The organism is Nitrosopumilus maritimus SCM1 (assembly GCF_000018465.1).
In the GTDB taxonomy this organism is placed as follows: Archaea; Thermoproteota; Nitrososphaeria; order Nitrososphaerales; family Nitrosopumilaceae; genus Nitrosopumilus; species Nitrosopumilus maritimus.
Map to the genome: position 1 here is coordinate 1175315 of NC_010085.1, position 26293 is coordinate 1201607.

A 26293-nucleotide genomic window follows, 5' to 3' on the forward strand; every position below is an offset into this window, starting at 1 on the left:
AGTATAGAATAAAAATAATAATTTTTTTCTTTTTTTTTTGATTAACGTAATCCCCATCTGGACATTACCTTGTCTTCTAATTTCTTAAAGACAACACCATCTACTGCAAGTCCGATTCCCATGATTACAAGCATTATTGCAATTACTTGAGAAACATCATTTAGTGAACGTCCTGCATTGAGCAAAAAGCCCAGTCCTAGGAATGAAAACAGAATTTCAGCACCAATTACACCTCTCCAAGCAAAGGCCCAGCCTTGCTTAAAGCCTGAAATCATGTATGGAAATGCAGCTGGGATCAGCACAGCAGTAACTAGCTGACTGCCCTTTGCACCCATATTTCTTGCAGCTTCAATAAAGTGAGGATTGATGTTTTTGACACCAGTGTAGGTGTTAATGGTTACAGCAAAGATTGCACCAATTGCAGTAACAAAGATAATTCCTGCATCAGTCAAACCAAACCAAAGAATTGCAAGTGGCACCCATGCAATTGATGGAATTGATTGTAAGCCCAATACCAAAGAACCAACAGTTTGATTTACAACTTCAACTCTTGCCATGAAAATTCCTAAAACAATGCCACCAGCAATTGCAATTGCAAGTCCAACTGCCAATCTCCACATACTAGTTGCAATACCATAAAACAAGCTTCCATCAGCTGCACCATATGCCAAGTCTTCAGCTACCTCATATGGAGATGGAAAAACATTATCAGGCCAAAGTCCAGTCATTGCAGTTATTTGCCAAACAGCGATAATACCAATGTAAAATGCAATTCTGTGAGGGGTGTAATTCTTTGCCATATCAATCACTGTTTGTTTTTCTTTACCTCAGGTCTTAGTTCAGATAGCAAGTCTTGTTGGAATTTTAATAATGATTCATCTTCAGAAACTCTTGGTCTAGGAAAATCATTTTCAACTTCTTTTTTGATTGTTGATGGACGGTTACTAAAAACAGCAACTTTGGTTCCAAGTACTGCAGCTTCTGCAACACTATGAGTTACAAACAGAATAGTCTTTTTTGTTTTCTCCCAGATCAACTGCATCTCAACTAACAACAAATCACGAGTTTGTGCATCAAGTGCTGCAAATGGTTCATCCATTAGTAATACGTCAGGATCCATCACAAGAGCTCTTGCTATTGCTACACGTTGTTTCATTCCTGTTGAAAGTTGGTAAGTGTACGAATCAGTGAATTTTGTTAATTGCATCATGTCAAGATATCTGTGAGATATCTTTGCACGTTCTTCTTTTGGAATTCCGGCCATCTTTAGTCCAAACTCTACGTTGTCTTGGACTGTAAGCCACGGAAACAATGCACCTTCTTGGAAGACCATGATTCTTTCAGGTCCAGTCTCACTTACAGGACGGCCATCAAAGAGAATTTGACCCTCATCAGGCTTTTCCAAGCCTGCAACTATGCGCAAAAATGTCGACTTTCCACATCCAGAGGGCCCAATCAAACATACAAAGTCACCAGACTCTACTTTGAGGTCTACTCCACCTAGAGCCTTGAGCTTGTGAGAATCATGGCTAAAGTACTTTACAATATTTTTGGCCTCTAGTTTGGTCATTACGTGCTGGCCTCCTCTAGAGAATTTGTATCAAAGCTGTAAAAAATTCCAGACAAATCATATCCATTTCTTCCAAGATATCCCAAAGTATCTGCTTTTTCAGCAAATGAGACCACAGAGTTTGGTTTTGGATCTGCAGTTATCATAATGTTGGATAGTGCAACATCTACAACATCATCAGAAAGTGATTGTCCCAAGTAAGAATCAAGAAAGTCATTGAAAACATTTCTAGTTTCTATAGGATTTGATTCAATCCAAATTTGCGTTTCATGATGTGCACGAATATAGTCAGCCCATACTACACTGTTTTTATCAATGTAATCTACATTTCCAATTAAGAGAACAGATGCAAACTCTTTGTCAGGCCAAAGTTCTTCTTCATGGAATAATCTTTTTCCATCAAGTTCGGTTTCTAAAATTGTTGCCCAAGGTTCTGCAACCCATGCACCATCAATGTCACCTTTTACAAACAAAGTATAGATGTCAGGGTTTGGAATATTATATACAACAACGTTTCCACCTTTCTCAGCTGGCTTTAGTTGGTTTTCAGCCAAAAAATGACGCAGTGAAACATCTTGTGTGTTTCCAATTTGAGGGGCAGCAATCTTTTTTCCTGCAAAGTCATCTGCAGTGTTTATTTCAGAATCAGGATGTACAATGAAACTTGCACCACCGCTTGCAGCGCCAGCAAGAATTTTTACATTTTGATTATTAGAATTCAAAAATCCATTAATTGCAGGTCCAGGACCGACATATGCAATGTCAATAGAGTTTGCAAATAGAGATTCTATTGCTTGAGGTCCGCTATCAAAAACTTTGGTTTCAATCTTTACATCATCACCAAGATGCTCTGCAAAGAATCCTTTTTCCATCCCTACAATTGGAATGGCATGGCCAATGTTTGGAAAGTAAGCAATCCGAATTTTATTTTCATAGGTAGTATCACTAGAGCTAAGAGCAATTCCAAGTGCAGAAAATACGATAATTGCCCCAATTCCTGCAGCAATTACCGAACGAATTTTCATAAAACAGCGTTATATTTGGCGGTTAAATAATCATCGAATTTTAGCTCAAGCTAGCCAGAAATTTTTCAATGAAAAAAATCGCAATCAAGCCTATCACAAAAGATAAATTCCAAAATACAACGGAAAAGATGTTTTATGACTCAAAAAGGAATTCTTGCATTCTCTGGAGGACTAGATACTTCAGTTGTTGTAAAGTATCTACAAGACGAACATGACATGGATGTCATCACAGTTACAGTAGATGTTGGACAAGGTGATGACAATAAAAAAATTGCAGCAAAAGCAAAAAAGCTTGGAGTAAAAAAACACTATAACATTGATGCAAGAAAAGAGTTTGTCAAAGATTACATTTTTCCATCAATTAAAGCAAATGCACTTTATCAAAAGAAATATTGTCTTGCAACAGCACTTGCAAGACCACTAATTGCTGAAAAAGTTTTAGAGATTGCAAAAAAAGAAAAAGTTACATCTTTAGCTCATGGTTGTTCAGGAAAAGGAAACGACCAAGTACGTTTTGACATTACACTACGTTCTGGTTCTAACTTACCAATCATTGCACCAATTCGTGACAAAAACTTGGACAGAGTTACAGAATTAAAGTTTGCAAAGAAACACGGAATAGAGATTGATACTGTAGCAAAAAAGTTTAGTATTGATCAAAACTTGTGGGGCCGTGCAATCGAAGGCGGTGTACTAGAAGATCCATACAACGAACCACCTGATGATGCATTCATTTGGGTAAAGACAAAAAATTTGCCAGATAAACCAACATACTTGGAGATCAAATTCGAAAAAGGAATTCCTGTTGGGGTTGATGGAAAAACAATGGATGGTCAAAAACTAATAGAGTACATCAACAAAAAGGCAGGAGATGCAGGAGTTGGAATTGTTGATCATATTGAAGACAGGGTTGTCGGAATAAAGTCGAGAGAGGTCTATGAGACACCAGCTGCTACTTGTTTGATTGAAGCCCATTCAGACTTGGAAAAGATGGTCCACACAAAACACGAAAACAAGTTCAAATCAATAATTGATGATGAGTGGGCATACCTAGCATATTCAGGATTGTGGCAAGACCCACTAAAGTCAGATTTAGACGGATTTATCGAGGCATCCCAAAAGCCAGTTACAGGAACAGTCAAGCTAAAGTTGTACAAAGGAAGTCTAAGAGTGGTTGGAAGAAAGTCCAAGAACTCACTTTACAGCCATGAGATTGCCACATATGGTACAGAATCCACATTTGACCAAAGATTGGCCAAAGGATTTGTAGAATTGTGGGGAATGCAATCAACAGAAGCTAATAAATTACAAAAGAAAAGGTCAACAAAAATATGAACTGCCCAGAATGTGACGCAACACTAAACATCCCAGATGATGCCGCAGTAGGAGAAATTGTCTCCTGTCCTGATTGTGGTGCTGACTTTGAAATCGCAAAAAAAGACGGATCAAATGTTGAGCTTAAACAAGCAGAAAGCGTAGGCGAAGACTGGGGAGAGTAATGTCAAAAGTCTGTATTGTGTTTGATCGCCTAAGAGCGGAAGAGAAGATGCTTCAAAAGGAAGCATCTGAACTTGGACATGATACTGTAATGCTAGATGCAAAGATTACTCAAGTCAACACAGATAGTAAAAAAGAAGATTTTGATTTGGGAGATGTTGTTTTAGAAAGATGTGTAAGTTACTTTAGAGGATTACACTTTACTGCAAGTCTTGAGTTTATGGACATTCCTGTTCTAAACAAATTTGATGTTGCAAGTATTTGTGGAAATAAAATGTTCATGACATTGCTTTTGAAAAAAGCAGGAGTACCAACACCAAAGACGTATTTTTCATTTACAAGTGAAAGTGCAGCTGAGAATTTAGAAAAAGCTGGATATCCACTAGTAATCAAACCAGTAATTGGTAGTTGGGGAAGAGGAGTGATGCCAATTAAAGACAGAGATACGTTTGATGCAATTTCTGAAATCAGAGATATTACAGATAGTCCACATGATAGAATTTACTATTTGCAGGAATTAGTAGAAAGACCACCTAGAGATATTCGAGTAATTACTGTTGGAGATGAGCCTGTTGCAGCAATGTACAGAAAGTCTTCAGGAGGATTCAAGACAAACATTGCACTTGGTGCCGATCCAGAACTTTGTGAGATCACAAAAGAGATGGAAGATATGGCAGCAAAAGCATCAAAAGCAATGGGAGGAGGAATCCTAGGAATAGACATGATGGAAGATGAAAAGAATGGCCTAGTTGTTCATGAAGTCAACAATACAGTAGAATTCAAAGGATTAGCAAGAGTTGCACAACGAAATATACCAAAAGAGATGGTAGAATTCGCTCTAAACTACGTTAGGAAATAAATTATACTCCATTACGAGGAGGTTTATCATGAAAGTAGGTGTTGTAGGAGCATCAGGATATGTCGGCGGAGAGACACTACGTCTTTTGGTCAATCATCCAAATGTAGAGATCACAATGGTCACATCAAGACAGCATGTTGGAGAATATCTACACAGAGTTCAACCAAGTTTGAAGGGTTTTACCGATCTGACTTTCTCAGAATTAGATTATGATAAATTAACTGACAAATGTGATTTGGTTTTCACAGCAGTACCACATGGAACTGCCACTGAAATTGTAAAAGCATTGTATGACAGAGGTATCAAAATTATTGATTTGAGTGCAGATTACAGATTACATGATCAAGATGCATATGACAAATGGTATGGTTGGGAACATCCACATCCAGATTATTTGAACAAATCAGTTTTCGGTGTACCAGAATTACACAGAGAAGAAATCAAAAAAGCACAACTTGTTTCATGTCCAGGATGTATGGCAGTAACATCAATGCTAGCACTTGCTCCATTAATTAGAAACAACATTATTGATACAGACCACATTGTAGTAGATTCTAAAATTGGTTCATCAGGTGCAGGTTCTGGTTCAGGAACTGCACACGCAATGAGAGCAGGAGTAATCAGACCATACAAACCAGCAAAACACAGACACACTGGTGAGATTGAGCAAGAGCTCAGTGAGATTGCAGGAAAGAAGATTCATGTTTCAATGAGTCCACATGCAGTAGATGTTGTACGTGGAATTCTTTGTACAAACCACACATTCATGCAAAAAGACATGGAAGAAAAAGAGTTGTGGAAATTATATCGTCAAACTTATGGTGAAGAGAAATTTGTCAGATTAATTCGAGACAAAAAAGGATTATACAAATTCCCAGATCCAAAATTCTTGGTTGGTTCAAACTTTTGTGATATAGGATTTGATTTAGACGAAGACAATAATAGATTAATTGCATTATCTGCATCAGACAACTTGATGAAAGGTGCAGCAGGCTCTGCCATCCAAAACATGAACGTAATGTGTGGTTTTGATGAAATGGATGGACTAAGATATACCCCACTAACACCTGTTTAGAAATGATTACTATCAAAATTGGTGGAAGTGTAGTAGATGATTTACATCCATCAACTATTGCAGACATCAAAAAAATTGCAGAATCAGAAGGAGTAATTCTAGTTCATGGTGGAGGTAAAGAAGTTACCAAAGTTTGTGAACAACTTGGAAAAGAACCAAAGTTTGTAACATCTCCTAGTGGAATCAAAAGTAGATACACAGACAAAGAGACTGCAGAAATTTTCACAATGGTAATGTCTGGCAGAATCAACAAAACAATTGTTCAAATGCTTCAAAAAAACGGCATCAATGCAATTGGACTATCAGGAGTTGATGCCAAAGTCATAGAAGCAGACAGAAAAAAGAAACTCCTAATCGTAAATGAAAAAGGACGAAAACAAGCTATTGATGGCGGTTATACTGGAAAAATCAGAGAAGTTAATGCTAGTTTCATAAAATCACTCCTAGACCAAGGTCTCACGCCTGTAATTTCACCTATTGCAATAAGCGAAGAGTCTGAATTTCTCAATGTAGATGGAGACAGAGCAGCAGCATATGTTGCAGGAAAGGTTGGAAGTGATAAAGTATTATTCATCACAAATGTTGATGGTCTGTTAATGGATGACAAAGTTGTTCCAAAACTAACACTAGCAGAAGCAAAAGAAATTAGACCAAAAATTGGACCAGGAATGGAAAAGAAGATTTTAGCATCAACTGAGGCCCTAGACATGGGAGTTACAACAGCATTAATTGCAAATGGTCAAAAAGAAAATCCAATTTCATCAGCCATTTCACATGATAATTGTACGGTGATTGAACATGAGTGAAGACCAGCATATGGGCAATCTCTATCAGAGATTTCCAGTTACAGTAGAGAAAGGCAAAGGAGCTCATGTATGGGATGTTGATGGAAAAGAATACATCGATTGTATGGGAGGATACGGAGTAGCTCTAGTAGGACATCAAAATCAAAGAGTCAATAATGCAATCAAAGAACAAGTTGACAAAATTATAACAGTACACAGTTCACTTTACAATAAAACAAGAGAAGAGTTTTTGAAAACATTAATTGGTTTAGCTCCTAAAGGATTAACACAAGTTCATCTTAACAACAGTGGTGCAGAAGCAATTGAAGCTGCAATAAAGTTTGCAAGAAAGTTTACTGGTAAAAAAGGAATGGTTGCAATGAAAGGTTCCTATCACGGAAAATCATTTGGAGCATTATCAATTACATTTAATCCAAAATACAAAAAGGCATTTGCTCCACTTGTAGACAAAGTTTCATTTGCATCATATGGGGATATTGAATCATTAAAAGAAGCAATAGATGATGACACTGCATTTGTAATTTTAGAACCAATTCAAGGAGAAAGTGGTATTATTGTTGCGCCCGATGGATTCTTGCAAGACGTAAGAAAGCTTTGCGATGAGAAAGGAATTCTGTTAATCTTTGACGAAATACAAGCAGGTTTAGGAAGAACAGGACGATTATGGGCTTGTGATCATTGGAACACAGCACCAGACATTTTATGTTTGGCAAAAGGAATTGCAGGAGGAGTTCCAATGGGTGCAACTCTTGTAAGACCAGATATCTTAGCTTCAATGAGTAAAGGTGAGCACTCTTCAACTTTTGGAGGAAATCCAATATCATGTGCAGCAGGAGTTGCAGCACTCAAATCAATTACAGAAGACGGATTAATTGAAAATTCTGAAAAGATGGGAAAAATTTTCAGAGAGGGTCTAGAGAAATTAAAAGAAAATCACACAATGATTAGAGAGATTCGTGGTAAAGGACTCATGATTGGAGTTGAGATGAAGTTTGAGGTCCGAGACATTTTGATGGGATTAATCAGAGAAGGTGTTCTTATGCTATATTCAGGAAGAAATATCCTAAGAATTCTACCTCCACTAGTAATAACTGAAGAGGATGTAACAAAAGTTTTACATGCCCTAGATGTCATACTAACTGAAGAGGAGAAAAAGCGAAATGTACAAGGATAACGTAGACGAGAAAATTATTGGATATCTCAAAGAAGATTCCAGGGAATCATTTGTAGATATTGGAAAGAAACTAAAGCTTTCTGAATCAGCAGTAAGAAGACGTGTAAAAAATCTCATAGGAAATGGAACTATCAAAAAATTTACTTTAGAATTAGGAGAAGAAAACGCAACTAGTGCAATTGTTTTGGTATCAGTTGATTCAGCTACTGACACATCAAAAGTTTCTCTAAAGCTTGCAAAGCTTGAAGGTGTAAAAACAGTTTATGAGATTACAGGACAATACGACATTACAACAATAATGAGTGCATCAAGTATTGCAGAGATTAACAACAGTATTGATGCATTAAGAAAAATTCCAGGTGTAGTTGACACCAATACTGTGATTATTCTAAGAAAAGTCGTCTAAGACGACTTTCGGTTCAAAATTTTAATTCAAAACTAGTTTAGGATCGTTTATAGTTATTTCCAACGAAACTAGTACGAATATGTTTATATCATCAATTTATGGCAACGAATTCTGTAATGAAAGATCCGAATCACTATGCAAACTTGTACAACGCATATGAAAAGAATCCAAAGAAGATTAGAGTGTTAGACAGTACTCTTAGAGAAGGAGAACAACACCCAGGTGTTTCATTTACAAACAAACAAAGAATCCAAATTGCATGGATGTTAGATTATTTTGGCGTAGACCAAATTGAAATCTCACCAGTTGTATCAAATGATCATAAAGAAGCAACAAAGACAATCATTAAACAAGGACTAAAGGCAGACATTGTTTCCCATGGACGTGCACTCAAAGAGGACATTGATGTTTCATTAGATTGTGATGCAAAGTGGTGTGCAGCATATCTAGGTATTTCAGATATTCATCTTAAAGACAAACTTCGTATCTCAAGAGAAGATGCAATGGAAAGAGCTGTTGAGACAGTAGAGTATGCAAAATCTCATGGACTAAAGATTAGATTTACAGTAGAAGATGGAAGTAGAGCAGAACCAGAGTTCTTACTCAAAGTTTGCAAGGCAATTGAAGAAGCAGGTGTAGACAGAATCAGTTTGCCTGATACGGTTGGAATTTTGCGTCCTATTGGAATGTACAATTTTGTAAAGAAGGTAAGAGACTCTATTGATGTTCCACTAGATGCACACGTTCATAATGATATTGGCTTTGCAGTAGCTAATGCTTTTTCAGCTTGTGATGCAGGAGTTGATCAAATTCATACAACCATTGACGGTATTGGAGAAAGAACAGGAATTCCCCCACTTGCAGAAGTGGCAGTTGCATTGACATACTTGTACAAATCACCAAATGATTTCAGATTAGACATGTTACTAGATTTATCCAGATTAATTGAAGAGTATACTACAATCAAGCCTTATGACTCAAAACCAATAGTGGGTTCTTCAGCATACAAACACAAGGCTGGAACACACCTTGCAGCAATATTGAGAAATCCTGCAGCATACGAGCCTATTCCTCCTAGAGCAGTAGGAAACAGAAGAAGAATCGTGTTTGGAGAGTTGGCAGGAAAGACTGGAGCAGCTTATCTCATGTCATTGTTAGGATTAGACAAGGATGATGAAAGTGCAAAAGCAGTTGCAGCTGGATTGAAGGGTCTTAGAATGGGAGATTTAATTGAAATTCCGCTTGAAGACAGACTTGAAAAAATAATTAATGATAAATAGAGAGGAGGTGGAGAAGAGAATATGTCAAAATGTGAAGAATGTGATGCAGATATTTCTATACCAAGTGATGCACTTGAAGGAGAAATTGTAACATGTCCGGAATGTGGCGCAAGTTTTGAATTAGCAAAAGGTTCAGACGGTTTCGATCTAAAGCCTGCCCAAACGGTTGGCGAGGATTGGGGACAGTGAGTCCTGACGTTACTATTCTTTATGATACCATCCGTTGGGAAGAAAAAGGCCTCTTAGAAGCAGGTAAGAAAAAAAACATCAACATCCAGATGGTTGATTGTAAGAAGTTAGCAGTAGATTTAGAAAAAAAACCTGAAGATTATGGTGTAGTTATACAAAGATGTGTAAGTTATTACAGAAACTTGCATTCAACTGCAGCTCTTGAAGGTTTGGGAGTCAAAGTAATCAACTGTCTTAACACTGGAATCTTTGCAGGAAACAAGTTATTCACACACATGCTACTAAAGAAAGCTGGAGTTCCAACGCCAGATGCAACAGTTGCTTTCTCAAAAGATGCAGCCCTTGAAGCATTGGATACGCAAGGATATCCCAAAGTAATCAAACCAACAGTTGGAAGCTGGGGCAGACTAATCTCAAAATTAAATGATAAAGATTCTGCTGAGGGGGTTATTGAAAGCAGAGAGAACATGTATCCAATTTATCAAGTTCATTATCTAGAAGAATTTGTAAAAAGACCACCCAGAGACATTAGAGCAATTATGGTAGGAGACAAAATTGTTGCAGCCATATACCGCAACTCCAAGCATTGGAAAACAAACATGGCTCTTGGAGGAGTTGCAGAACCATGCGAAGTAACACAAGAAATGGAAGAAATGTGTATTAAGGCAAAACATGCAGTTCAAGGGGATATTGTAGGAGTAGATTTGATGGAAAGCGAAGAGAAAGGATTAGTGGTTCACGAAGTAAATAATACAACAGAATACAAGAACACTGTTAGAGTATGCGAAGTAGACATTCCTTCGTTAATGCTTGATTATGCACTAAAGATAGAGAAGTAAGAATTGGACACTCATTTTACAGTAACACCAAGATTTGCAACAAAAATGCTTGAAAAAGCATTACGATTGTACACACCATCTCTTAGTGAAAAACCAATGGCAGAGTTTCTTGCAGACAAGTGTGATGATTTAGGATTTGAAGATATACAAATTGATGAAGTTGGTAATGTAATTGCCAAAAAAGGTTCAGGTACTCCAAAAATTATGTTATGTGGACACATGGATGTTGTTCCAGGAAAAGTAAAGGTAAGAAAAGAAGGAGATTCACTTTATGGCAGAGGAGCGTCTGACGCAAAAGCACCATTAATGGCAATGCTGTTTGCTGCAGCATCAATACAAAACAATAATGGAACAATAATCTTTGTTGGCGCAGTCGATGAAGAAGGAAATGCAACGGGTATAAAGAACCTAGTCAAAAAAGAGATGGGTGTAGATTATGCTGTTTTTGGAGAACCAAGTGGAATCAAACAAGTTACAATTGCATACAAAGGACGTTTAGCAATAAATCTCAAGGTTACTGTAGAAGATAGTTCACATGCTAGCGCACCATGGCTTTCAAAAAATGCAATTTTAGAATCAATGATCTTTGCAAGAGAACTAAAAGAGAAACTAGAAGAAAACCAAGAGGACAGGACAAAGGGAATGTTGCTTACTGCAACCATGACCGAAGTAAAAGGTGGAACTAGTCATAATGTTACACCAAAAGAATGTGAGACCACATTTGATATTAGAATTCCAGTTGATATGAACTGCAAATCCGTTGAGCAAAAAATTGCAAATCTAGTCAAGGAGATTTCAAAAAAACGAGAGGTAGAGGCGTTTTACTCAATTCTTGATGAAACAGAGCCATTTGAGGCTGCACATAACTCCCCACTAGTGCGTGCGTTCACGCTTGGAGTTATGGATGTAGAGCATACTAGGCCAAAATTAATCAGAAAAACAGGTACTGGAGACATGAATGTACTAGGAACTCAATGGAGTATTCCAGTTGTAACATATGGTCCAGGGGATCCTCATGAAGCTCACACCATTGATGAAAAGGTCTCAATTGATGAATATCTTAGAGGAATAGAAATTCTCAAGAAGATGTTACAGCACTTAAAAAGACTTCACGATAGAAAGATGCAGTAATGCTCTGGTTTGTAGGTTTAGGAATTTCAGGATTCAAATCAATTCCCAATGAGGCAATTGATGTTTTAGCAAAAGCTGACATTGTATATCTTGAGCAATTCACAAGTCCAATTGGTAAATCAGATCTAACTAAAATCAAAAATGCAACAAAGGGGGAATTTAGACCTGCAAAAAGATGGTTAGTAGAAGATGGAAATGAGATTTTAGAGAATGCAAAGAAAAAGAAAGTTGTCTTGTTATCTTATGGAGATCCATACATTGCTACAACACATATTGAATTACGAGAAAGAGCAATAAAAGAAAAAATCAAAACATATTCCATTCATGCATCTTCATCATTAACCTCAATGATCGGAGAGTGCGGTCTACACTTTTACAAAGTTGGAAGAATTGCAACAATAATGAGTGAAATGAAATCACTTACAACACCATACTATGTCATTTACAAAAATGTCATAGAAGGGAATCACACTGTACTACTTTTGGAGTTTAATCAAGACAAAGACTTTTTCTTAGATCCTAAAGATGCATTAAACGAATTATTAGAAACTGAAAAAGGACAAAGAAGAAAGGTGATTAGCCCATCAACTTTTGCAATAGTTGCATCAAGAATTGGATTCAAAGACCAAGAGATAGTTTCAGGTAAAATTTCTAGCCTAAAAAAGAGAGATTTTGGAAAACCACCACACACAGTGATAATTCCAGGAAGATTACACTTTACAGAATCAGATGCGCTCAAAGTTTTGGGAGAATGTATTGATGAACCATTTGACAATTCAGAAAAAACAAGGAAAATTTCAGTACAAATGATTGAAAAGTATGTTCCAATGGTAAGAGAAGCACTTGAAGAAGTACAGCCATACTACAAGGATCAAAAAGAGTTCCAAGTAATTTTAGAAAATGCAGAATTGTATGTCAAAGATGCAGAGAAATTTTTGGAAGATGGTCAAGATGAGGTTGCAATCCTGAGTATTGGTTATGCAGATGGATTGGTAGATGCATTAAGGTTAGCAAAAGGCCTGGATCCCAAAATGTAGTTTCAGCGATGAATTAAAGAGAGGGAGTAAAATAGGAAAAATGTTGGAACAAAGTCAAAGAACAATTCTTTCTACAATTTACGTATGCCAGATAGAGGGTACTAATCCAATTGAGAAAATCAAAAGAAAAACTGCATTTTCAGATGATCAAATCAATTCAAAGATTGAAGAGTTGATAAAAAAACAACTTGTCAATGAAGACAAAAAAACACTAACAGAATCAGGGCGAGACTCGTTGAAAGTAGTTTTGGCTGGAGGTGTTTTTGATATTATTCATCCAGGACACATCCACACCCTTAATGCTGCAAAAGAGCTAGGAGATGCTCTTGTGGTAGTTGTTGCAACAGACAATACAGCAGTAAAAATGAAAAAAAGAAGACCATTACATTCTCAAGAACAAAGACAAGAGTTGGTAAATTCACTATCTATGGTAGACCTTTGTCTAATTGGACAAGAAGATGATATTTTCAAGACAGTAAACAATGTCAGACCACAAATAATCGCATTAGGATATGACCAAGCTCATCAAGAGAAGTTCATTACAGAGGGATGCAAAAAAATCAATCTTGATGCAAAGGTTGCAAGATTGCAATCCCCAATTCCAGATAGTTCTAGCTCAAAAATTGAGAAAGAATACGGCGAATCAATCCATGGGATTTGATTATCAAAATAGAGTATAGTTTATTCAGATTTATCCTCTTTTTGCGGAATCTTTATCGTAAAAGTTGTAGGGTTATTTTTAACAGATATCATACCACCGTGTTGCTCTACAAGATTTTTTACGCTAGCAAGTCCTAATCCTGTTCCTTTTTGTTTTGATGTAGTTAACGGATCAAATATTGCTTCTATTGGTTTTATAGTGATACCAATACCTGAATCTCGTATTTGAATAACAATCTCAGAATTAGTTTTAGATAAAATGATGTCAATGTCTCCTCCATCTTCAAGTGCTTGAATAGAATTAAAAATCAAATTAACTAAAATGATATTTATTTTATCTTTATCCCCTATCATAAAAATTTCATCGTCTTTGATGGTGATTTTTACATTGGAAGGAATTTGCAAAGTGTCAATTACTTCAGTTACAAGTTCAGTAAGGTTGAATTTGGAGTAAACTAGAGGTGTATCACGCAAATATTCTAAAACGTCATCTAGTTGATGTGTTATTCGATTGATAGAGGTATCAATTCTACGAAAATCATTTTCATCAATTTGTTTTTGAAGTTTCAATAATTCAAATTCACTTTTTATTATTGCCAGAGGATTTCGAATATCATGTGAAATTCTAGCAGATAATTCACCGATAGCACTGAATCTTTCTGCACGAACCAATCTATCTGTGAGATTTTTTTGTTCAGTAATATTATTTCTAATTGAAACATATTCTAAAATTTGTCCATTCTTATCTAAGAATGGAATAACCGTAGTATCATTCCAAAACAAAGTTCCATCTTTAGCAGTATTACAAATTTCACCATGCCAAATTTTTCCACTCGAAATCGTGGTCCACAAATCTTTATAGAATCCAGGAGGATGGATTTTTCTAGATCTCAAAATATCTTGACGTTTGCCTATGAGTTCATTTTTTGTGTATTTTGAGACTTGGCAAAATTTATCGTTAACATAAGTGATTTTTCCATTTTTATCAATTATACTCACTATAGAGGATTCTTCAAGTGCTTTTCTAAGATTTTGTTGTATGGTAAGCTGTTCTTTTACATTAGTTGTGTCTTTCAGGGTTTCAATCATATTTTGAAAATTTCTTGATAGTTGACCTAAATCATCCTGAGAATTTCTTGCAGTTTTAATATCAAAATTTCCTTGAATAATTTGTTCAGTAGCATTTTGAAGTTTTTTAATAGGTTTTGTAATGAGTTTGGGTATAAGAAATCCTAAAAATACAGAAACGGTAATTGCGCATATAACAAACACTAGTACAATACTAGTTCCAAAATTTAGAATGTCTTCAGTATCATTAGTAACTTGTTCTAAAGTTAGAGAAGATGAGATTAAAGCTTCATCATAATCTAATCCACGAGAGTATACATAATCTCTTAATCCTTGTTCATAAATTGTCTTTTGAGTCCAATATTCATTACTTTCTAGTATTGCAATTGCTTGTTCAGGATTACCTTCGTCAGCAAAAAGAATGGCTTTGGTTTCCATTTCAATTAATGCAGTATTGGCTAAATGAACATTTTGAAAAAACTGTTTTTCTTTTTCGTCTCCATATTCAATTGAATAATTTATGACATCATCAAGTAATGGAACTGTATCAAAATATCTTTGGTTCCATTTTGTATCCAAAGTAAAAGCATAATTTCTGGCTGACTGTGTTAGTACCTCATCATAATATCGAATTAATTGAGCATGTGCATCAAGATCTGATTTTGTATTAAGTTCACTTATTTGTAATGGAATTTCATTAGAAATTGGTTCTGACAACTGTGAAAACTGGTAAAGAGAAATTATACCTAAAACAATAACAAGCGCACTTATTAGAAAATAAGTTAAAATTAGTTTAGTAGCAATTTTCATATATTCATACAAAAATTGTCATAAATAAATAATCTATGAAAAAATTTAGTTTTTCAAAACTATTGCTTGGTTGTCAAAACATGACATTTTGCTTTGTGATGAATGGTGTTGATAATGTCATCATAAAGCGTAGATTCAGTCATGGATAGTTTTGGATAATCAACTATGAGCAAATCAACCTTATTCTCAGTCACATAGTCAATTACCCAATGGGCTATAGAGTCAGTTAATGCAAATTTAGTCTTGATTTGTACATTTTGCTTTGCTGCAGCCTTTTCCCATTTGGAAAGTTCATTTTTGATTTGTTCTTTTCTTTTTTGCAAGGCAATTTTGTCAGTCTTTGTCTCAAAGAAATGAAACGTTGGAGGTTTTTGATAAAAACACTCTATCACAGAAAGAGAGCATCCCAGTTTCTTTGCCAATTCCAATCCAAGATCAAAAGACTTTTTGTCATGGGTTGGAGTGATTATAGCTACCGTAATTTGTTTAATCAAGCATTAATTCTAGGAAATTTACTGTTAATCAATTTTTGGTTAAGATGAAATTGGTATCTTGATGGTTATTTTAGAGCCATCCTTTAGTTTTCCAGTCTTTCTCATACAGGTTTTTGAAATTAATTCTACAACAGAATTATCATGATGAGTGCGCTCAAGAAGAATCATATCACAATTAATTGAATTGTTTAGTTTTGCAGGAAAGCACTTGACCCAACCATAAGTTCGCTTTCCATCTGAAAAGCTCTTAATTTTGATCCCATCTAGAGTTTCAAATTGTTTGACTGCTTCTTGGTGGATTTTTTTGTCTAATCGCACGTTAAGAGTTCCAGGAAATGGAACATAGCCAATTTTTGATTTGAATTGCTTGGTATATCCTTTTAGCCCCATGTAATATGCGCCTTCTCCCATTCCAGAAACCAAAGTTCCCTTTAGTTCAACATGTGATGGAAATGAGTTCAAACTCTTTTGTAGAGTTGTAGAAAGTTTTACCATTTCAGAAAATCCCTTTGGAGTAATCTTTACTGAAACATTTCGTCCACTCATAATTCTATCAATGAATTGATTTTGTTCTAGTTCCAGCAGATGTTTTGATGCTGCTTGTTGTGATTTTTTTATGCTCTTTCCCAATGAAGAGGTTGTTATTGAAACATAGTTGTGTTTAGCACCTTTTGAGAGAAGATAAGATAAAGTTAGGATGTGCTGAATTTTTAGTTCAGGCATCTAAGATCCTATGCTACGCCCAGGTCACCGAATGTTTTGAGAGTCATTCCATCAGAGTTTGATAGTTTTGCTACTCTGTGACCAACTACACATTCAATTCCTGCGTTTTTGGCGCCCTCTAAAAGTCTCTGAGTGATGATTCCATCTAGTAGAAGATATTTGATTCCAGATTGTGTTGATAGTTTGCTAACAACTTCACTTATTGGAACCTTAAAGATTTCATTGTTATCACCATCTAGTGCAACTGCTTCAAGAGTTTCATTTAGATTTGGGAAAACTTTTGCTGCCATCTCGGCAAGAGGTTTATCATCTTCGTTTTGGAGTGTTGGTGCAGGTTTACCGCCTTTAATTTCTTCAGCAACTGGACTAAGAATTTCATCAATTCTTTGTGGAGTTAATTCTTCAACTTCAACATCATTGTCTGCTCTTAGTTCATAATCAATTGGGACAACTGATTTTAGTTCTTTTAGAATAAATCCACCTGCTCTATCGCCATCTAAGAATGCAACAACAGTTTCTTTTGAATTGCATAATTCTTTGATAGATTCATCAATTTTTGCGCCTTCAATTGCAAGTGCATTATCATATCCTGCTCTGAGAAGATTTATCACATCAGCTCTTCCTTCAACTAGAATTACCCAGTTAGAATCAGCTAGGCCAGAACTGCAAGTAAGTTTGGATGGACCATAAGTGGTTAATTTTTTAGAATCACCTTGGTGGACATCATTTAGCATACTTTCTCCTTCACTAACAGTTTTAGTTGCCCATTTTTGCTTGATTTCTTTTGCACGTTTTACAATGTCATCTTTCTTTGCAGCACGTACATCATCAATTGCTTCTAAGGTAAATTTACAATCAAATGGACCAACTTTGTCAATGCTTTCAATTCCTGCTGCAATCAATGCACAAGTATCAATATCAGTACTCATTGGAATTAATGCATCACCAGCAGTGGTATTTGCAGTAGTTCTAGCACTGACTTCTATGCGACCTACTTTAGAAACTCGTTGCAGTTCATTCAGATTCATCTCAGGGCCTAACAGTCCTTCTGTTTGGCCGAAGATGGCTCCGATTATATCTGCTCTTTCAACGAGCCCATCAACTTCATAGGAAAGTTTAACATGATATTTGACAATTCCTGATTGAGGCATAAATTATTCATCTCCTTAATTATCATGTTTTGAGTCTCTGTATTCGATATATGAGGGTATCGCAAAAATTTGCATTAAAAAACTAGAATTTTTCAAAAAATCTGCCTGCAGTGTATGCATTGTATAATGAAAAATGAAAAATGATGGTGTGTTTATTCAGTACTAAATGAATGGCCACATGAACAGGATTTTGTAACATTTGGATTGTTAATCTTAAATCCAGAACCCATTAGGCTTTCAATATAGTCAACGTTTGCACCTTGTAAGTGGTCAACGCTGTAACTGTCAACTAAAAGTTTTACACCATTTTCTTCCATGACGATGTCATCTTCTTCTGGTGCTTTTTCAAAGCCCATTCCGTAAGACAAACCAGAACAGCCTCCACCCTGAACGTATACTCTAAGGTATTCAGGAGATTCTGCTTCTTCTTTCATGAATTCTTTGATTTTCTCAGCTGCTTTTTCAGTAACTGTGATCATCTTTTGTGTTTGCTCAGTTGCCATAATGAACAAAAAAGTCGGCTCAAAATATAATAAGCTTTTCCAACCCTACACACTAGTAATTCAAGAAATTGGCCGTGTTTTTAATAGAATTTTAAAGACTAGCAAAATATTTGACCAGATCACTGGAAGTGAGTATACCAATAATTCGATCATCATCAATTACAGGTAGTTTCCGAACATTTCTTGTTGTCATTAAATCAGAAGCAGTCCATAGATCAGAATTAGGATCAATAGAAATGAGAGGGGCAGACATTATTCTTCGGATAGGAGTATCAATAGGATATGAATGAGCAGTAATTTTTATTGCAAAATCTCTATCAGTTACAATTCCAACAGGGGAGCCATTTTCTAATACGGCAATTGCACCAACGCCAGTGTCTTCCATCATTTTTGCAGCATCAGTTGCTGTAATAGAAGAATCTACAGAGATAACAGAGTTGCTCATAATTTCTTTGACAAGAGTTTTCTGATGAACAGTGTCAGAACTCATGTAAAAGGTTGTGTCACGTAATATTTCAAAGGATTTACTGAATTTCAATCATGATAATCATGTTCATTGAAATCAGAACCCAATTGAACATGAAGAATTACTGTAGATTCGGTGGTCTGAAACTTTAGTTCTTTTTCTGGCATGAAACTACGAAAGACTTGAGTTAACATTTGTTCAGTAAAGACAGACCATTTCATTCCAAGCTCATGTTGAATCAAAAATATATGTACATCACCTTCAATTCTATGATCAGAGTTCATTCCAGATGCTCTCATGTAATCTTCTAGAGTTTCAATACATCGTTTCAAATCATATCCACCTTTGATGAACAAAACAGTGTCCTTAATCATTGGAAAGATTAGTGTGATAATTTCATCAATGTCTCTACCATCTAATTCACTACCCAAAGTTTCTACGATAGTTTTTGGAACAGGAATCATTCCAATTTTATTTGAAAATCTATCCCATTGAACATATTTTTCTAAGATTTGTTTTACAAGGACATTTTGAGAGATACTCTTCATAGTAGCTTCAGTTTCTAGTTCATTGACGAGTTTTTCTGGAAGTCTATAGGTAATACTACGGGTAGATTCTTTTTTTTGGTTGTGGACCTGCCGATTTGCACCCATTTTTTCTTTCAACATATTTCAGGCACTCAAGTATAAAATGTAACTAACTCGCGTTAGACGAGTTAGGAACGATTTCGATGGAAGTTTCTTCTAAATTGCACTGAAGAGATATTGACTTTACCTTACTCTTGTAAAGAAAGTATTTCTTTCCATCTTCATTTATGGAACCGGAGATTGCAAGCAATTTTGCATCATATAGGGTTTGTAATCTTCGGTATACTGTACTAATAGGGATTTTTTTATCACTAGACAACTCCATTGCAGATTTTGGTTTTTCTAGTGTATCATGGAGGATTTGTTTGCAATATTTGTCTGCCAAGACTTCTAAAATTATTTGCTTTCTTTCATCATCCATTATTTTTCTTGTTTGAACTAATTCTTGCATGATTATCATTGGTGATTATCAGATTTAATAATCGAGTACACATTGCACTGCACTGCACTCAAATCTTATAAATCCCAGAATTTCCAATAATATGGTATGAAACGCAGTTCAAAAACAATGGCCGTATTAGTTATGATTTTTGCAGTTTCAATAGTTTCTCTTTCAATTAATGTAGCAAGTGCACAAGCAGTACCAGAATGGGTAAAAAATACGGCATTGTGGTATGGTGAAGGAATTGTTTCAGAGGGAGAATTTCTCAATATGATAAAATTCTTGATTGAAAATGAGGTAATTGTAATAGACAACATAAAGGAACCAATGCCTCAAGTATCTGATGCACAGATTATCATTCCAAATGGAAACTATGATGTCACAGGTGCAGGATTTTACTCACCATTGAATTTAGAGATTCCAGTAGGAACTACAGTAACATGGACAAATGATGATTCAGTACCACACAACATCCAAAGTATAGATGTCAATGGAAAGGTCATTCAGTTATTTAACAGTCCACCATTAAATACAGGAGATAGATTTGAGCATGTATTTGAAGAAGAAGGTGTTTACAAGTACTATTGTTCTTTCCACCCTTGGAGAGTAGGACTAGTTACAGTATCATAGAGTCAACACAACTCAAAAAATAATAAAATAAGAAGGAAATAGGAAATAGCTATTTCTTTGACTTGTTGACAAATGCAGTCATTCTCTCTTGTCTGTCTGGATGTGTAAAGCAGTTTCTCCAAGCAAGGATTTCTAATCCAAGACCAGTATCAAGGTCTGCATTTCTTCCCTTGTTGATTGCAACTTTAGACATCTGAACACCCATTGTAGAGTTTCCAGCAATTTGTTGTGCCATTTTCAAAGCTTCTTCTTGTAATGATGCAAGAGGAACGACATGGTTTACAAGACCAATCTCTTTTGCCTCTTCAGCTTTGATCATTTTACCTGTGTAAACAAGTTCTTTTGCCTTTGCTATTCCCACAATTCTCATCAATCTTTGTGTTCCACCCCATCCAGGAGGGACACCAATTGTTACTTCTGGTTGACCTAGTTTAGCAGTATCAGCTGCTATTCTAATATCACAAGACATTGCAAGTTCACAACCACCGCCTAATGCAAAACCGTTAACGGCTGCAATTGTTGGTTGTTTAACTAATTCAACTGTTGCAGTAACAAGTTGACCAGTCTTTGCATATTCTACTGATTCATCTGCAGAGATTTTTGACATGTATTCAATGTCTGCACCAGCAGAAAATGCTTTTTCACCTTCACCAGTCAAAATGATAACTTTGACATCATCATTGTGGTTTAGTTCTTCAAAAGTTTTGATTAGTTCTTTTGCAACATCAGTGTTCATAGCATTGAGTTTGTCAGGTCTGTTGATTTTGACAGTACAAATGCCATCAGAAGTAGATGTGGTAACTAGTGACATGGGAATTTGTCAAGCCATGTGAGACTTAAATGTTATCTATTTTTTAGAAATTTTTCCCCATTGATGGAGTGCAGATGCTGCTGCAACCCAAGTTCTGAGGTCTTGATAAACTGGAACATTGTGTTTCTCAATTAATTTAATCATCTTTTCAGTATATGGACCGCCATTACCTCCACATAGAAGTGGCTTCTTTGCTTTCTTTTGGAAACCAGCAAGATGATCAACTATTGTTTCTTCTAATGGGTCGTCTTGGAATACAAACCAAGGCATTGCAATGTCGATGTTTTTCTCATCCATAAATTGTTGAATTACAAATTGATAGTCATCAGCAGTTGCGCCACCACCAACATCAGCTGGATTACCATTATGAATTGGTACTGCAGGTGGGAAACGTGATTTCATCTTCTTGAGAAGTTTTGGAGATAGTTTTCCAATAGCAAGACCGAATTTTTCTAATTGATCAATTCCACCAATCATTGGACCAGCACCATTACTTGTCATTGCAACCTTGTTGCCTTTGGCGGCTGGTTGCCATGCTAGTGCCTTTAGAACTCCTGCTAATTCTTGATAACTGTCAACTGAGATAATTCCTGCTTGCTTGAATGCACCCATAATGATTGCATTAGAGCCACCAAGTGAGCCCGTGTGAGAAGCTGCTTGTTTTGCACCTGCTGCAGTTCTTCCACTCTTCCAAATAACAATTGGTTTCTTTTTCTCTTTCATTACACGTTTTGCGACATTAATGAATTTTCTACCATCACCAAATCCTTCAACATATAATCCGATTACTTTGGTTTGAGGATCATTTGCAGCATACCAAATCATATCTGCCTCATCAACATCAGAACGGTTACCAAAGCTGATCATCTTTGATAGACCAAATGTGTCAGCACTCTCTAACATACTAATTCCCATTGTTCCACTTTGTGAGAAGAATGCAACAGGACCAAGTTTTGAGCGGACCATTCTTTCTTGTCCTTGGAATGCACAGTCAAGACGGTTTGCTGCATTGAACATTCCGATACAGTTAGGACCAATAATTCTGATTTTGTGTTTTTTAGATAATCTTGCAACTTCAGCTTCATATGCTGCTCTTTCGCCACCAAGTTCTTTTCCTCCACCTGAGACAATTACGACACTATGAACTCCTTTCTTTGCACAGTCTTCTAGAACTGGAGGAGTCATAGACAAGTCTACTGAAACTACAACTAGATCAACTTTACCTGGAATATCAGCAACAGATGGATAACATTTCTGTCCAAAGATTTTGTCAGCCTTTGGATTAATTGGATATACTTTACCTTTGAAATCATAATTTACCAAACTATCTAAGATAGAGTTACCAATCTTTCCTGGACTAGCAGAAGCTCCAACTAGTGCAACTGATTTTGGAGTAAAGAATGTCTCCATGTCTGTAATGCTTGGTTTTGCTTTTGAGATTGAATTTTTCTTCTTCTCTTTGTTTAGGATAATTTTTGCATCAACAACATAGTGAGATTTTGGATATACGATTACTGGGTTAAAGTCAATGCTGTTTATGTAATCTGCATTTTCTACGCCTAGTTTTCCAATGTTTACCAACATTTTTGCAACCAAGTTAGTGTCAATTGGTTCACTTCCTCTGAATCCTTTGAGAAGTTTTGAACCCTTTAGTTCGTTTAACATTGATTTTGCATCAGAAGTTGTAATTGGTAGCATTCTAAATGCTACATCTTTCATTACTTCTGTCATAATACCTCCCATACCAACCATAATGATTGGACCAAATTGGGAATCATTTTGAATACCTACAATAAGCTCAACACCTTTTGGAACCATCTTTTCGAGAAGAATTCCTTTGACATTAACTCCCTTTTTCTTTGAGAGTCTGCCATACATGTCAGTAAATGTCTTTTTTACATCAGCGACATTGTCTAAACCAACTTTAACTCCACCAACATCAGTCTTGTGTAAGATTTGTGGTGATACTACTTTCATTACAAGTGGAAATCCAATTTTTTTAGCTTCTTTTGCTGCTTCTTCAGCAGAGGTTACTAATGCATATGGTGGTACTTTAACGCCATAGTTTTTGAGAATAGATTTTGATGATTCTTCAGTGATGACTTTGTGATCAGTTTCAATAATTTCATCAAAAATTTTCTTAACTGCAGCCATCGTTCGATCGATGAAATCAAAACTCAGTATATTAAACTTTGGTCAAAGTTGAAATTCTGATTTGAAATTATTGTAAAAATTCTTCATATTCGATTTTACAGTTGAAATATTTTCATCAATATCAGAACGGATTTTTTTTGGATCGATGTAAGGGATTTTTTGCAATTTTTCTTCAGTGTTATCAAGCCAGAGATTTACCATCTCTTCATTTACCTCCAAATGAAATTGCAATCCAACTGCGCTTTTGTATCTGAATGCTTGGTTTTGGTAATGCTCAGATGAGGCTAGATTAATCGCACCTTCAGGCAAGTCAAAGGTGTCACCATGCCAATGAAATACAGTAAAGGGGTTTTGAAAGCCAGAAAACAATCCAGAGTTATATGAGACCTGAAGATCATTGTAAAACCCAATCTCTTTTTTTAGACCAGAGTAAACTTTGCCACCAAATGTTTTTGCAATTAACTGAGAACCCAAACAAATTCCCAAAACAGGAATATTTTTTTCAACAGAATTTTTGATTAGTTGTTGTTCATCTCTAAGATAAGGCAAATCATCATTTGCACTTTCAGGAGCTCCTAAAATTACAACAAGAGAAAAATCTTTGTCTGGAAGTTTCTCATGTTTTGCATTAACTGATGTAATATCAAATCCATCTTTCTTTAACAAGTCACCAAGATATCCAGAACCTTCGATTCTTGTGTTTTGTACAAGTAATACATCAGACATGTTTTGTATATACAAAAGTGCTTAATATGTTAAAATGAATTTAGAAGTGTGCTCGTTACAGAACAAGAGATTTCAGAATTACAAAAATTTGTTTTTCAATTGAATTCAGGAAATGGTGTTGTAATAGTTGAAGGTAAAAGAGATTTCAATGCACTAAGAAAGATTGGATATCAAGGAGAAATTTTAGAATTTCACAAGTTTGGTGGAATCAATAATTTTGCAGACTCTGTTGCTAAATACAAAAAAATTATTCTTTTGTTTGATAGAGACAAAAAAGGACGATACCTAACTGGTAAAACAATTCAATTACTCCAAAGAAGAACAAAATTGGATCTTTCTTACAAAAAGAAATTACGACAAATTACAAGAGGAAAGATAATGTTTATTGAACAACTAGTTTGTTACGAGTCTTACTTTGCCTAAGGCCAGATACCTTTTGTGTTAAAGGCATCAAGAACTCTTTCTACTGCCAAAACCATGGTTGCTTTTCTCATGTCGATTTTGTGCTTCTTTGATAATGCATAAGCATCTTTGAATCCTTGAGTGATGTTCTTCTCCATCTTGTTTGCAACCTCATCAAAGGTCCAATAGTAACCCATGTTGTTTTGAACCCACTCCAGGTATGAGATACATACACCACCAGAGTTGGCCAAGATATCAGGAATAACCAAAATGTTCTTTTTGTAAATGATTGGGTCTGCTTCAGGTAGTGTTGGACCGTTTGCAGCTTCGGCAATAATTTTACATTTTAGATTTTTAGCAATTTTAGCATCAATTTGATTTTCCAGTGCACCTGGAACTAGTACATCACATTTTGTTGTAAGTAATTCTTCAGTAGAGATTTTTTTGCTACCAGGGAATCCAACTACGCTTCCTTTCTTTTGTTTATGTTCAAGGATTTTGCTAACCTTTGCACCTTTTGGAATTGAGATGGAACCTTTAGAGTCACTGACTGCAATTACTTTTGCACCCATCTTCTCCAAGTATTCACCTGCAAATGTTGATGCATTACCAAATCCTTGCAAAACAACTTTGGCTCCTTTGAGATTAACTTTCAGTGTCTTTGCAGCTTCTCTAACGGTATATGCTGCACCTAAACCAGTTGCAACATTTCTTGCAAGAGAACCACCCATTGAGATTGGTTTACCAGTAATAACTCCTGGAGAGTATTTGTTTCCGTTTAGTTTGCTAAATGTATCCATGATTTGTGTCATCTCTTTTCCTGTTGTGTAAACATCAGGAGCTGGGATGTCTTTTTCTGGACCAATAACTTCAGAAATTTTATATGCAAATCCACGAGTAAGTCTTTCTAATTCATTTTCACTAAGCTTTTCAGTTTTTGGATTAACGTAAATTCCACCTTTACCGCCACCTAGTGGAACATCAACAATGGCACATTTCCAAGTCATCCAAGATGAGAGTGCCATGACTTCGCGTTCCATGTACTCAACACCACCTTCTGGGTTGAAGTATCTGATACCGCCTTTGTAAGGACCTCTATCGTTATTGTGTTGACTTCTAAAACCGGTGAAAACTCTAACCTTTCCATTATCCATAGTAACTGGAATTTTTACTCTGAGAATTCTATTTGGTATTGCAAGATAATCGCGTATACCTTTGTCTTTAATTCCAAGAATATCACATGCATCATTAACCTGTTTTGTTGCATTTGCAAAAGGATCATTCTTTACCAAGACGATCGATCTAGGAATATTCCAATTATATAAGTTTGGTTAAAAATTCCTGATCGCATTTCATAAAATGTGAATTAGATGTAGACTTTTTTGTGATTCATCTTTCTGTCCAGTTTATCAATTGCCTCATCTAAAGCAGAGATATTCATTTCAAGAAAGTTAGACAAGTGGAATATTGCACCATATTTTTCACCAATTTTTGAGACCATGTTGTTTTTCTCAAGTACTTTCATGTGATGTTGTACGGCTTTGTAATCAAGTTCAAGTTCTTGAGATAATTGATGAGTGTTGTATGGTTTATCAAGCAAACTCATAATGATTCTAAGTCTTGTAAATCCACCGCGAGTGCTTGTAAACAAGTAAAATAGTAATTTTCTGGTTTGTTTATCGGGTTTTCTTTGCTCAGATTCTTGTCTAGATCTAAGAATTTCTTTAAACTCTAGTAATTGATTTGTCATGTTTCTTAAGGAAGATATGCTCGTTTTG

Annotated in this window: 31 protein-coding genes; 15 read left to right on the forward strand and 16 right to left on the reverse strand. The window is 35.8% G+C overall.

Going from position 1 to position 26293, the window contains the following annotated elements; all coding sequences use genetic code 11:
- Positions 1-41 precede the first annotated feature (41 nt).
- From NMAR_RS06875 to NMAR_RS06885, 3 genes are read right to left on the reverse strand one after another with little or no spacing between them, the layout of a single operon-like run.
- Positions 42-800, reverse strand: coding sequence for an ABC transporter permease (locus NMAR_RS06875; protein ID WP_012215666.1), 759 nt, complete (start codon positions 798-800; stop codon positions 42-44).
- A 5-nt stretch (positions 801-805) separates the two neighbouring features.
- A complete protein-coding gene (locus tag NMAR_RS06880; RefSeq protein ID WP_012215667.1) occupies positions 806-1570 on the reverse strand; it encodes an ABC transporter ATP-binding protein in 765 nt (254 codons plus the stop codon).
- Entirely contained in the window at positions 1570-2595 is a 1026-nt protein-coding gene (locus NMAR_RS06885) for an ABC transporter substrate-binding protein (RefSeq protein WP_012215668.1), read from the reverse strand. Before NMAR_RS06885 ends, NMAR_RS06880 begins: the two co-directional genes overlap by 1 nt.
- Positions 2596-2730: 135 nt before the next feature.
- Between NMAR_RS06885 and NMAR_RS06890 the strand changes: the two genes are divergently transcribed.
- The 13 genes from NMAR_RS06890 to NMAR_RS06950 all read left to right on the forward strand — a co-directional run bounded on the left by NMAR_RS06890 (position 2731) and on the right by NMAR_RS06950 (position 13549).
- Positions 2731-3930, forward strand: coding sequence for an argininosuccinate synthase (locus NMAR_RS06890; protein WP_012215669.1), 1200 nt, complete (start codon positions 2731-2733; stop codon positions 3928-3930).
- Positions 3927-4094, forward strand: coding sequence for an alpha-aminoadipate/glutamate carrier protein LysW (gene lysW/argW, locus NMAR_RS06895; RefSeq protein ID WP_012215670.1), 168 nt, complete (start codon positions 3927-3929; stop codon positions 4092-4094). The genes NMAR_RS06890 and lysW/argW (NMAR_RS06895) overlap by 4 nt, the downstream gene beginning before the upstream one ends.
- Positions 4094-4951 carry a lysine biosynthesis protein LysX gene (lysX, locus tag NMAR_RS06900; protein ID WP_012215671.1) on the forward strand — a complete coding sequence of 286 codons (858 nt, stop codon included), beginning with the start codon at positions 4094-4096 and terminating at the stop codon, positions 4949-4951. Before lysW/argW (NMAR_RS06895) ends, lysX (NMAR_RS06900) begins: the two co-directional genes overlap by 1 nt.
- A gap of 28 nt (positions 4952-4979) precedes the next feature.
- Positions 4980-6026, forward strand: a complete 1047-nt coding sequence (gene argC, locus NMAR_RS06905) for an N-acetyl-gamma-glutamyl-phosphate reductase (protein ID WP_012215672.1) — start codon at positions 4980-4982, stop codon at positions 6024-6026.
- A 2-nt stretch (positions 6027-6028) separates the two neighbouring features.
- On the forward strand, positions 6029-6832 hold the full coding sequence (locus tag NMAR_RS06910; RefSeq protein ID WP_012215673.1) for a [LysW]-aminoadipate/[LysW]-glutamate kinase: 804 nt from the start codon (positions 6029-6031) through the stop codon (positions 6830-6832).
- Positions 6825-8006 (forward strand): aspartate aminotransferase family protein, encoded by a 1182-nt coding sequence (locus NMAR_RS06915; protein ID WP_012215674.1) that lies wholly within the window; start codon positions 6825-6827, stop codon positions 8004-8006. Before NMAR_RS06910 ends, NMAR_RS06915 begins: the two co-directional genes overlap by 8 nt.
- Positions 7993-8412: an HTH-type transcriptional regulator LysM gene (gene lysM, locus NMAR_RS06920; protein WP_012215675.1), complete on the forward strand. Its 420-nt coding sequence runs from the start codon at positions 7993-7995 to the stop codon at positions 8410-8412. The genes NMAR_RS06915 and lysM overlap by 14 nt, the downstream gene beginning before the upstream one ends.
- A gap of 116 nt (positions 8413-8528) precedes the next feature.
- On the forward strand, positions 8529-9692 hold the full coding sequence (locus NMAR_RS06925) for a LeuA family protein (protein WP_148680183.1): 1164 nt from the start codon (positions 8529-8531) through the stop codon (positions 9690-9692).
- A 21-nt stretch (positions 9693-9713) separates the two neighbouring features.
- Positions 9714-9881, forward strand: a complete 168-nt coding sequence (gene lysW/argW / locus NMAR_RS06930; RefSeq protein WP_012215677.1) for an alpha-aminoadipate/glutamate carrier protein LysW — start codon at positions 9714-9716, stop codon at positions 9879-9881.
- Positions 9878-10720, forward strand: a complete 843-nt coding sequence (gene lysX, locus NMAR_RS06935; protein WP_012215678.1) for a lysine biosynthesis protein LysX — start codon at positions 9878-9880, stop codon at positions 10718-10720. The genes lysW/argW (NMAR_RS06930) and lysX (NMAR_RS06935) overlap by 4 nt, the downstream gene beginning before the upstream one ends.
- 3 nt (positions 10721-10723) lie before the next feature.
- Complete coding sequence (locus tag NMAR_RS06940) at positions 10724-11851, forward strand: M20/M25/M40 family metallo-hydrolase (RefSeq protein ID WP_012215679.1); 1128 nt, start codon at positions 10724-10726, stop codon at positions 11849-11851.
- Entirely contained in the window at positions 11851-12888 is a 1038-nt protein-coding gene (dph5, locus tag NMAR_RS06945) for a diphthine synthase (protein ID WP_012215680.1), read from the forward strand. The genes NMAR_RS06940 and dph5 overlap by 1 nt, the downstream gene beginning before the upstream one ends.
- 40 nt (positions 12889-12928) lie before the next feature.
- Positions 12929-13549 carry an FAD synthase family protein gene (locus NMAR_RS06950; RefSeq protein ID WP_012215681.1) on the forward strand — a complete coding sequence of 207 codons (621 nt, stop codon included), beginning with the start codon at positions 12929-12931 and terminating at the stop codon, positions 13547-13549.
- Between the two features lie 20 nt (positions 13550-13569).
- On the opposite strand, the gene NMAR_RS06955 is transcribed toward NMAR_RS06950, so the two are convergent.
- The 8 genes from NMAR_RS06955 to NMAR_RS06990 form a co-directional block, all read right to left on the reverse strand.
- On the reverse strand, positions 13570-15426 hold the full coding sequence (locus NMAR_RS06955) for a sensor histidine kinase (protein ID WP_012215682.1): 1857 nt from the start codon (positions 15424-15426) through the stop codon (positions 13570-13572).
- Positions 15427-15485: 59 nt separating this feature from the next.
- Complete coding sequence (locus tag NMAR_RS06960; protein ID WP_148680184.1) at positions 15486-15920, reverse strand: universal stress protein; 435 nt, start codon at positions 15918-15920, stop codon at positions 15486-15488.
- 39 nt (positions 15921-15959) lie between these two features.
- Positions 15960-16643, reverse strand: coding sequence for a DUF120 domain-containing protein (locus tag NMAR_RS06965; protein WP_012215684.1), 684 nt, complete (start codon positions 16641-16643; stop codon positions 15960-15962).
- Positions 16644-16651: 8 nt separating this feature from the next.
- The gene (dnaG, locus tag NMAR_RS06970) at positions 16652-17794 is read right to left on the reverse strand and encodes a DNA primase DnaG (protein WP_012215685.1); all 1143 of its coding nucleotides are present in this window, start codon (positions 17792-17794) and stop codon (positions 16652-16654) included.
- A 152-nt stretch (positions 17795-17946) separates the two neighbouring features.
- Complete coding sequence (erpA, locus tag NMAR_RS06975; RefSeq protein ID WP_012215686.1) at positions 17947-18297, reverse strand: iron-sulfur cluster insertion protein ErpA; 351 nt, start codon at positions 18295-18297, stop codon at positions 17947-17949.
- Between the two features lie 91 nt (positions 18298-18388).
- Positions 18389-18787 (reverse strand): CBS domain-containing protein, encoded by a 399-nt coding sequence (locus tag NMAR_RS06980; protein WP_148680185.1) that lies wholly within the window; start codon positions 18785-18787, stop codon positions 18389-18391.
- A 44-nt stretch (positions 18788-18831) separates the two neighbouring features.
- Entirely contained in the window at positions 18832-19431 is a 600-nt protein-coding gene (locus NMAR_RS06985; protein ID WP_012215688.1) for a hypothetical protein, read from the reverse strand.
- Positions 19432-19459: 28 nt separating this feature from the next.
- Positions 19460-19801 (reverse strand): helix-turn-helix domain-containing protein, encoded by a 342-nt coding sequence (locus NMAR_RS06990; RefSeq protein ID WP_148680186.1) that lies wholly within the window; start codon positions 19799-19801, stop codon positions 19460-19462.
- A gap of 96 nt (positions 19802-19897) precedes the next feature.
- On the opposite strand from NMAR_RS06990, the gene NMAR_RS06995 reads away from it, so the two are divergent.
- Positions 19898-20422 (forward strand): cupredoxin domain-containing protein, encoded by a 525-nt coding sequence (locus tag NMAR_RS06995; protein WP_012215690.1) that lies wholly within the window; start codon positions 19898-19900, stop codon positions 20420-20422.
- A 49-nt stretch (positions 20423-20471) separates the two neighbouring features.
- On the opposite strand, the gene NMAR_RS07000 is transcribed toward NMAR_RS06995, so the two are convergent.
- From NMAR_RS07000 to NMAR_RS07010, 3 genes are read right to left on the reverse strand one after another with little or no spacing between them, the layout of a single operon-like run.
- Positions 20472-21233, reverse strand: a complete 762-nt coding sequence (locus NMAR_RS07000; RefSeq protein ID WP_012215691.1) for an enoyl-CoA hydratase/isomerase family protein — start codon at positions 21231-21233, stop codon at positions 20472-20474.
- Between the two features lie 36 nt (positions 21234-21269).
- Positions 21270-23387, reverse strand: coding sequence for a 3-hydroxypropionate--CoA ligase (locus NMAR_RS07005; protein WP_012215692.1), 2118 nt, complete (start codon positions 23385-23387; stop codon positions 21270-21272).
- 42 nt (positions 23388-23429) lie between these two features.
- Complete coding sequence (locus NMAR_RS07010; RefSeq protein ID WP_012215693.1) at positions 23430-24113, reverse strand: type 1 glutamine amidotransferase; 684 nt, start codon at positions 24111-24113, stop codon at positions 23430-23432.
- A gap of 48 nt (positions 24114-24161) precedes the next feature.
- Between NMAR_RS07010 and NMAR_RS07015 the strand changes: the two genes are divergently transcribed.
- A complete protein-coding gene (locus tag NMAR_RS07015; protein ID WP_012215694.1) occupies positions 24162-24536 on the forward strand; it encodes a toprim domain-containing protein in 375 nt (124 codons plus the stop codon).
- On the opposite strand, the gene NMAR_RS07020 is transcribed toward NMAR_RS07015, so the two are convergent.
- Both NMAR_RS07020 and NMAR_RS07025 read right to left on the reverse strand, forming a co-directional pair.
- Complete coding sequence (locus NMAR_RS07020; protein WP_012215695.1) at positions 24533-25807, reverse strand: Glu/Leu/Phe/Val family dehydrogenase; 1275 nt, start codon at positions 25805-25807, stop codon at positions 24533-24535. The genes NMAR_RS07015 and NMAR_RS07020 overlap by 4 nt on opposite strands.
- Positions 25808-25881: 74 nt before the next feature.
- On the reverse strand, positions 25882-26265 hold the full coding sequence (locus NMAR_RS07025; protein ID WP_012215696.1) for an ArsR/SmtB family transcription factor: 384 nt from the start codon (positions 26263-26265) through the stop codon (positions 25882-25884).
- Between the last annotated feature and the right edge of the window lie 28 nt (positions 26266-26293).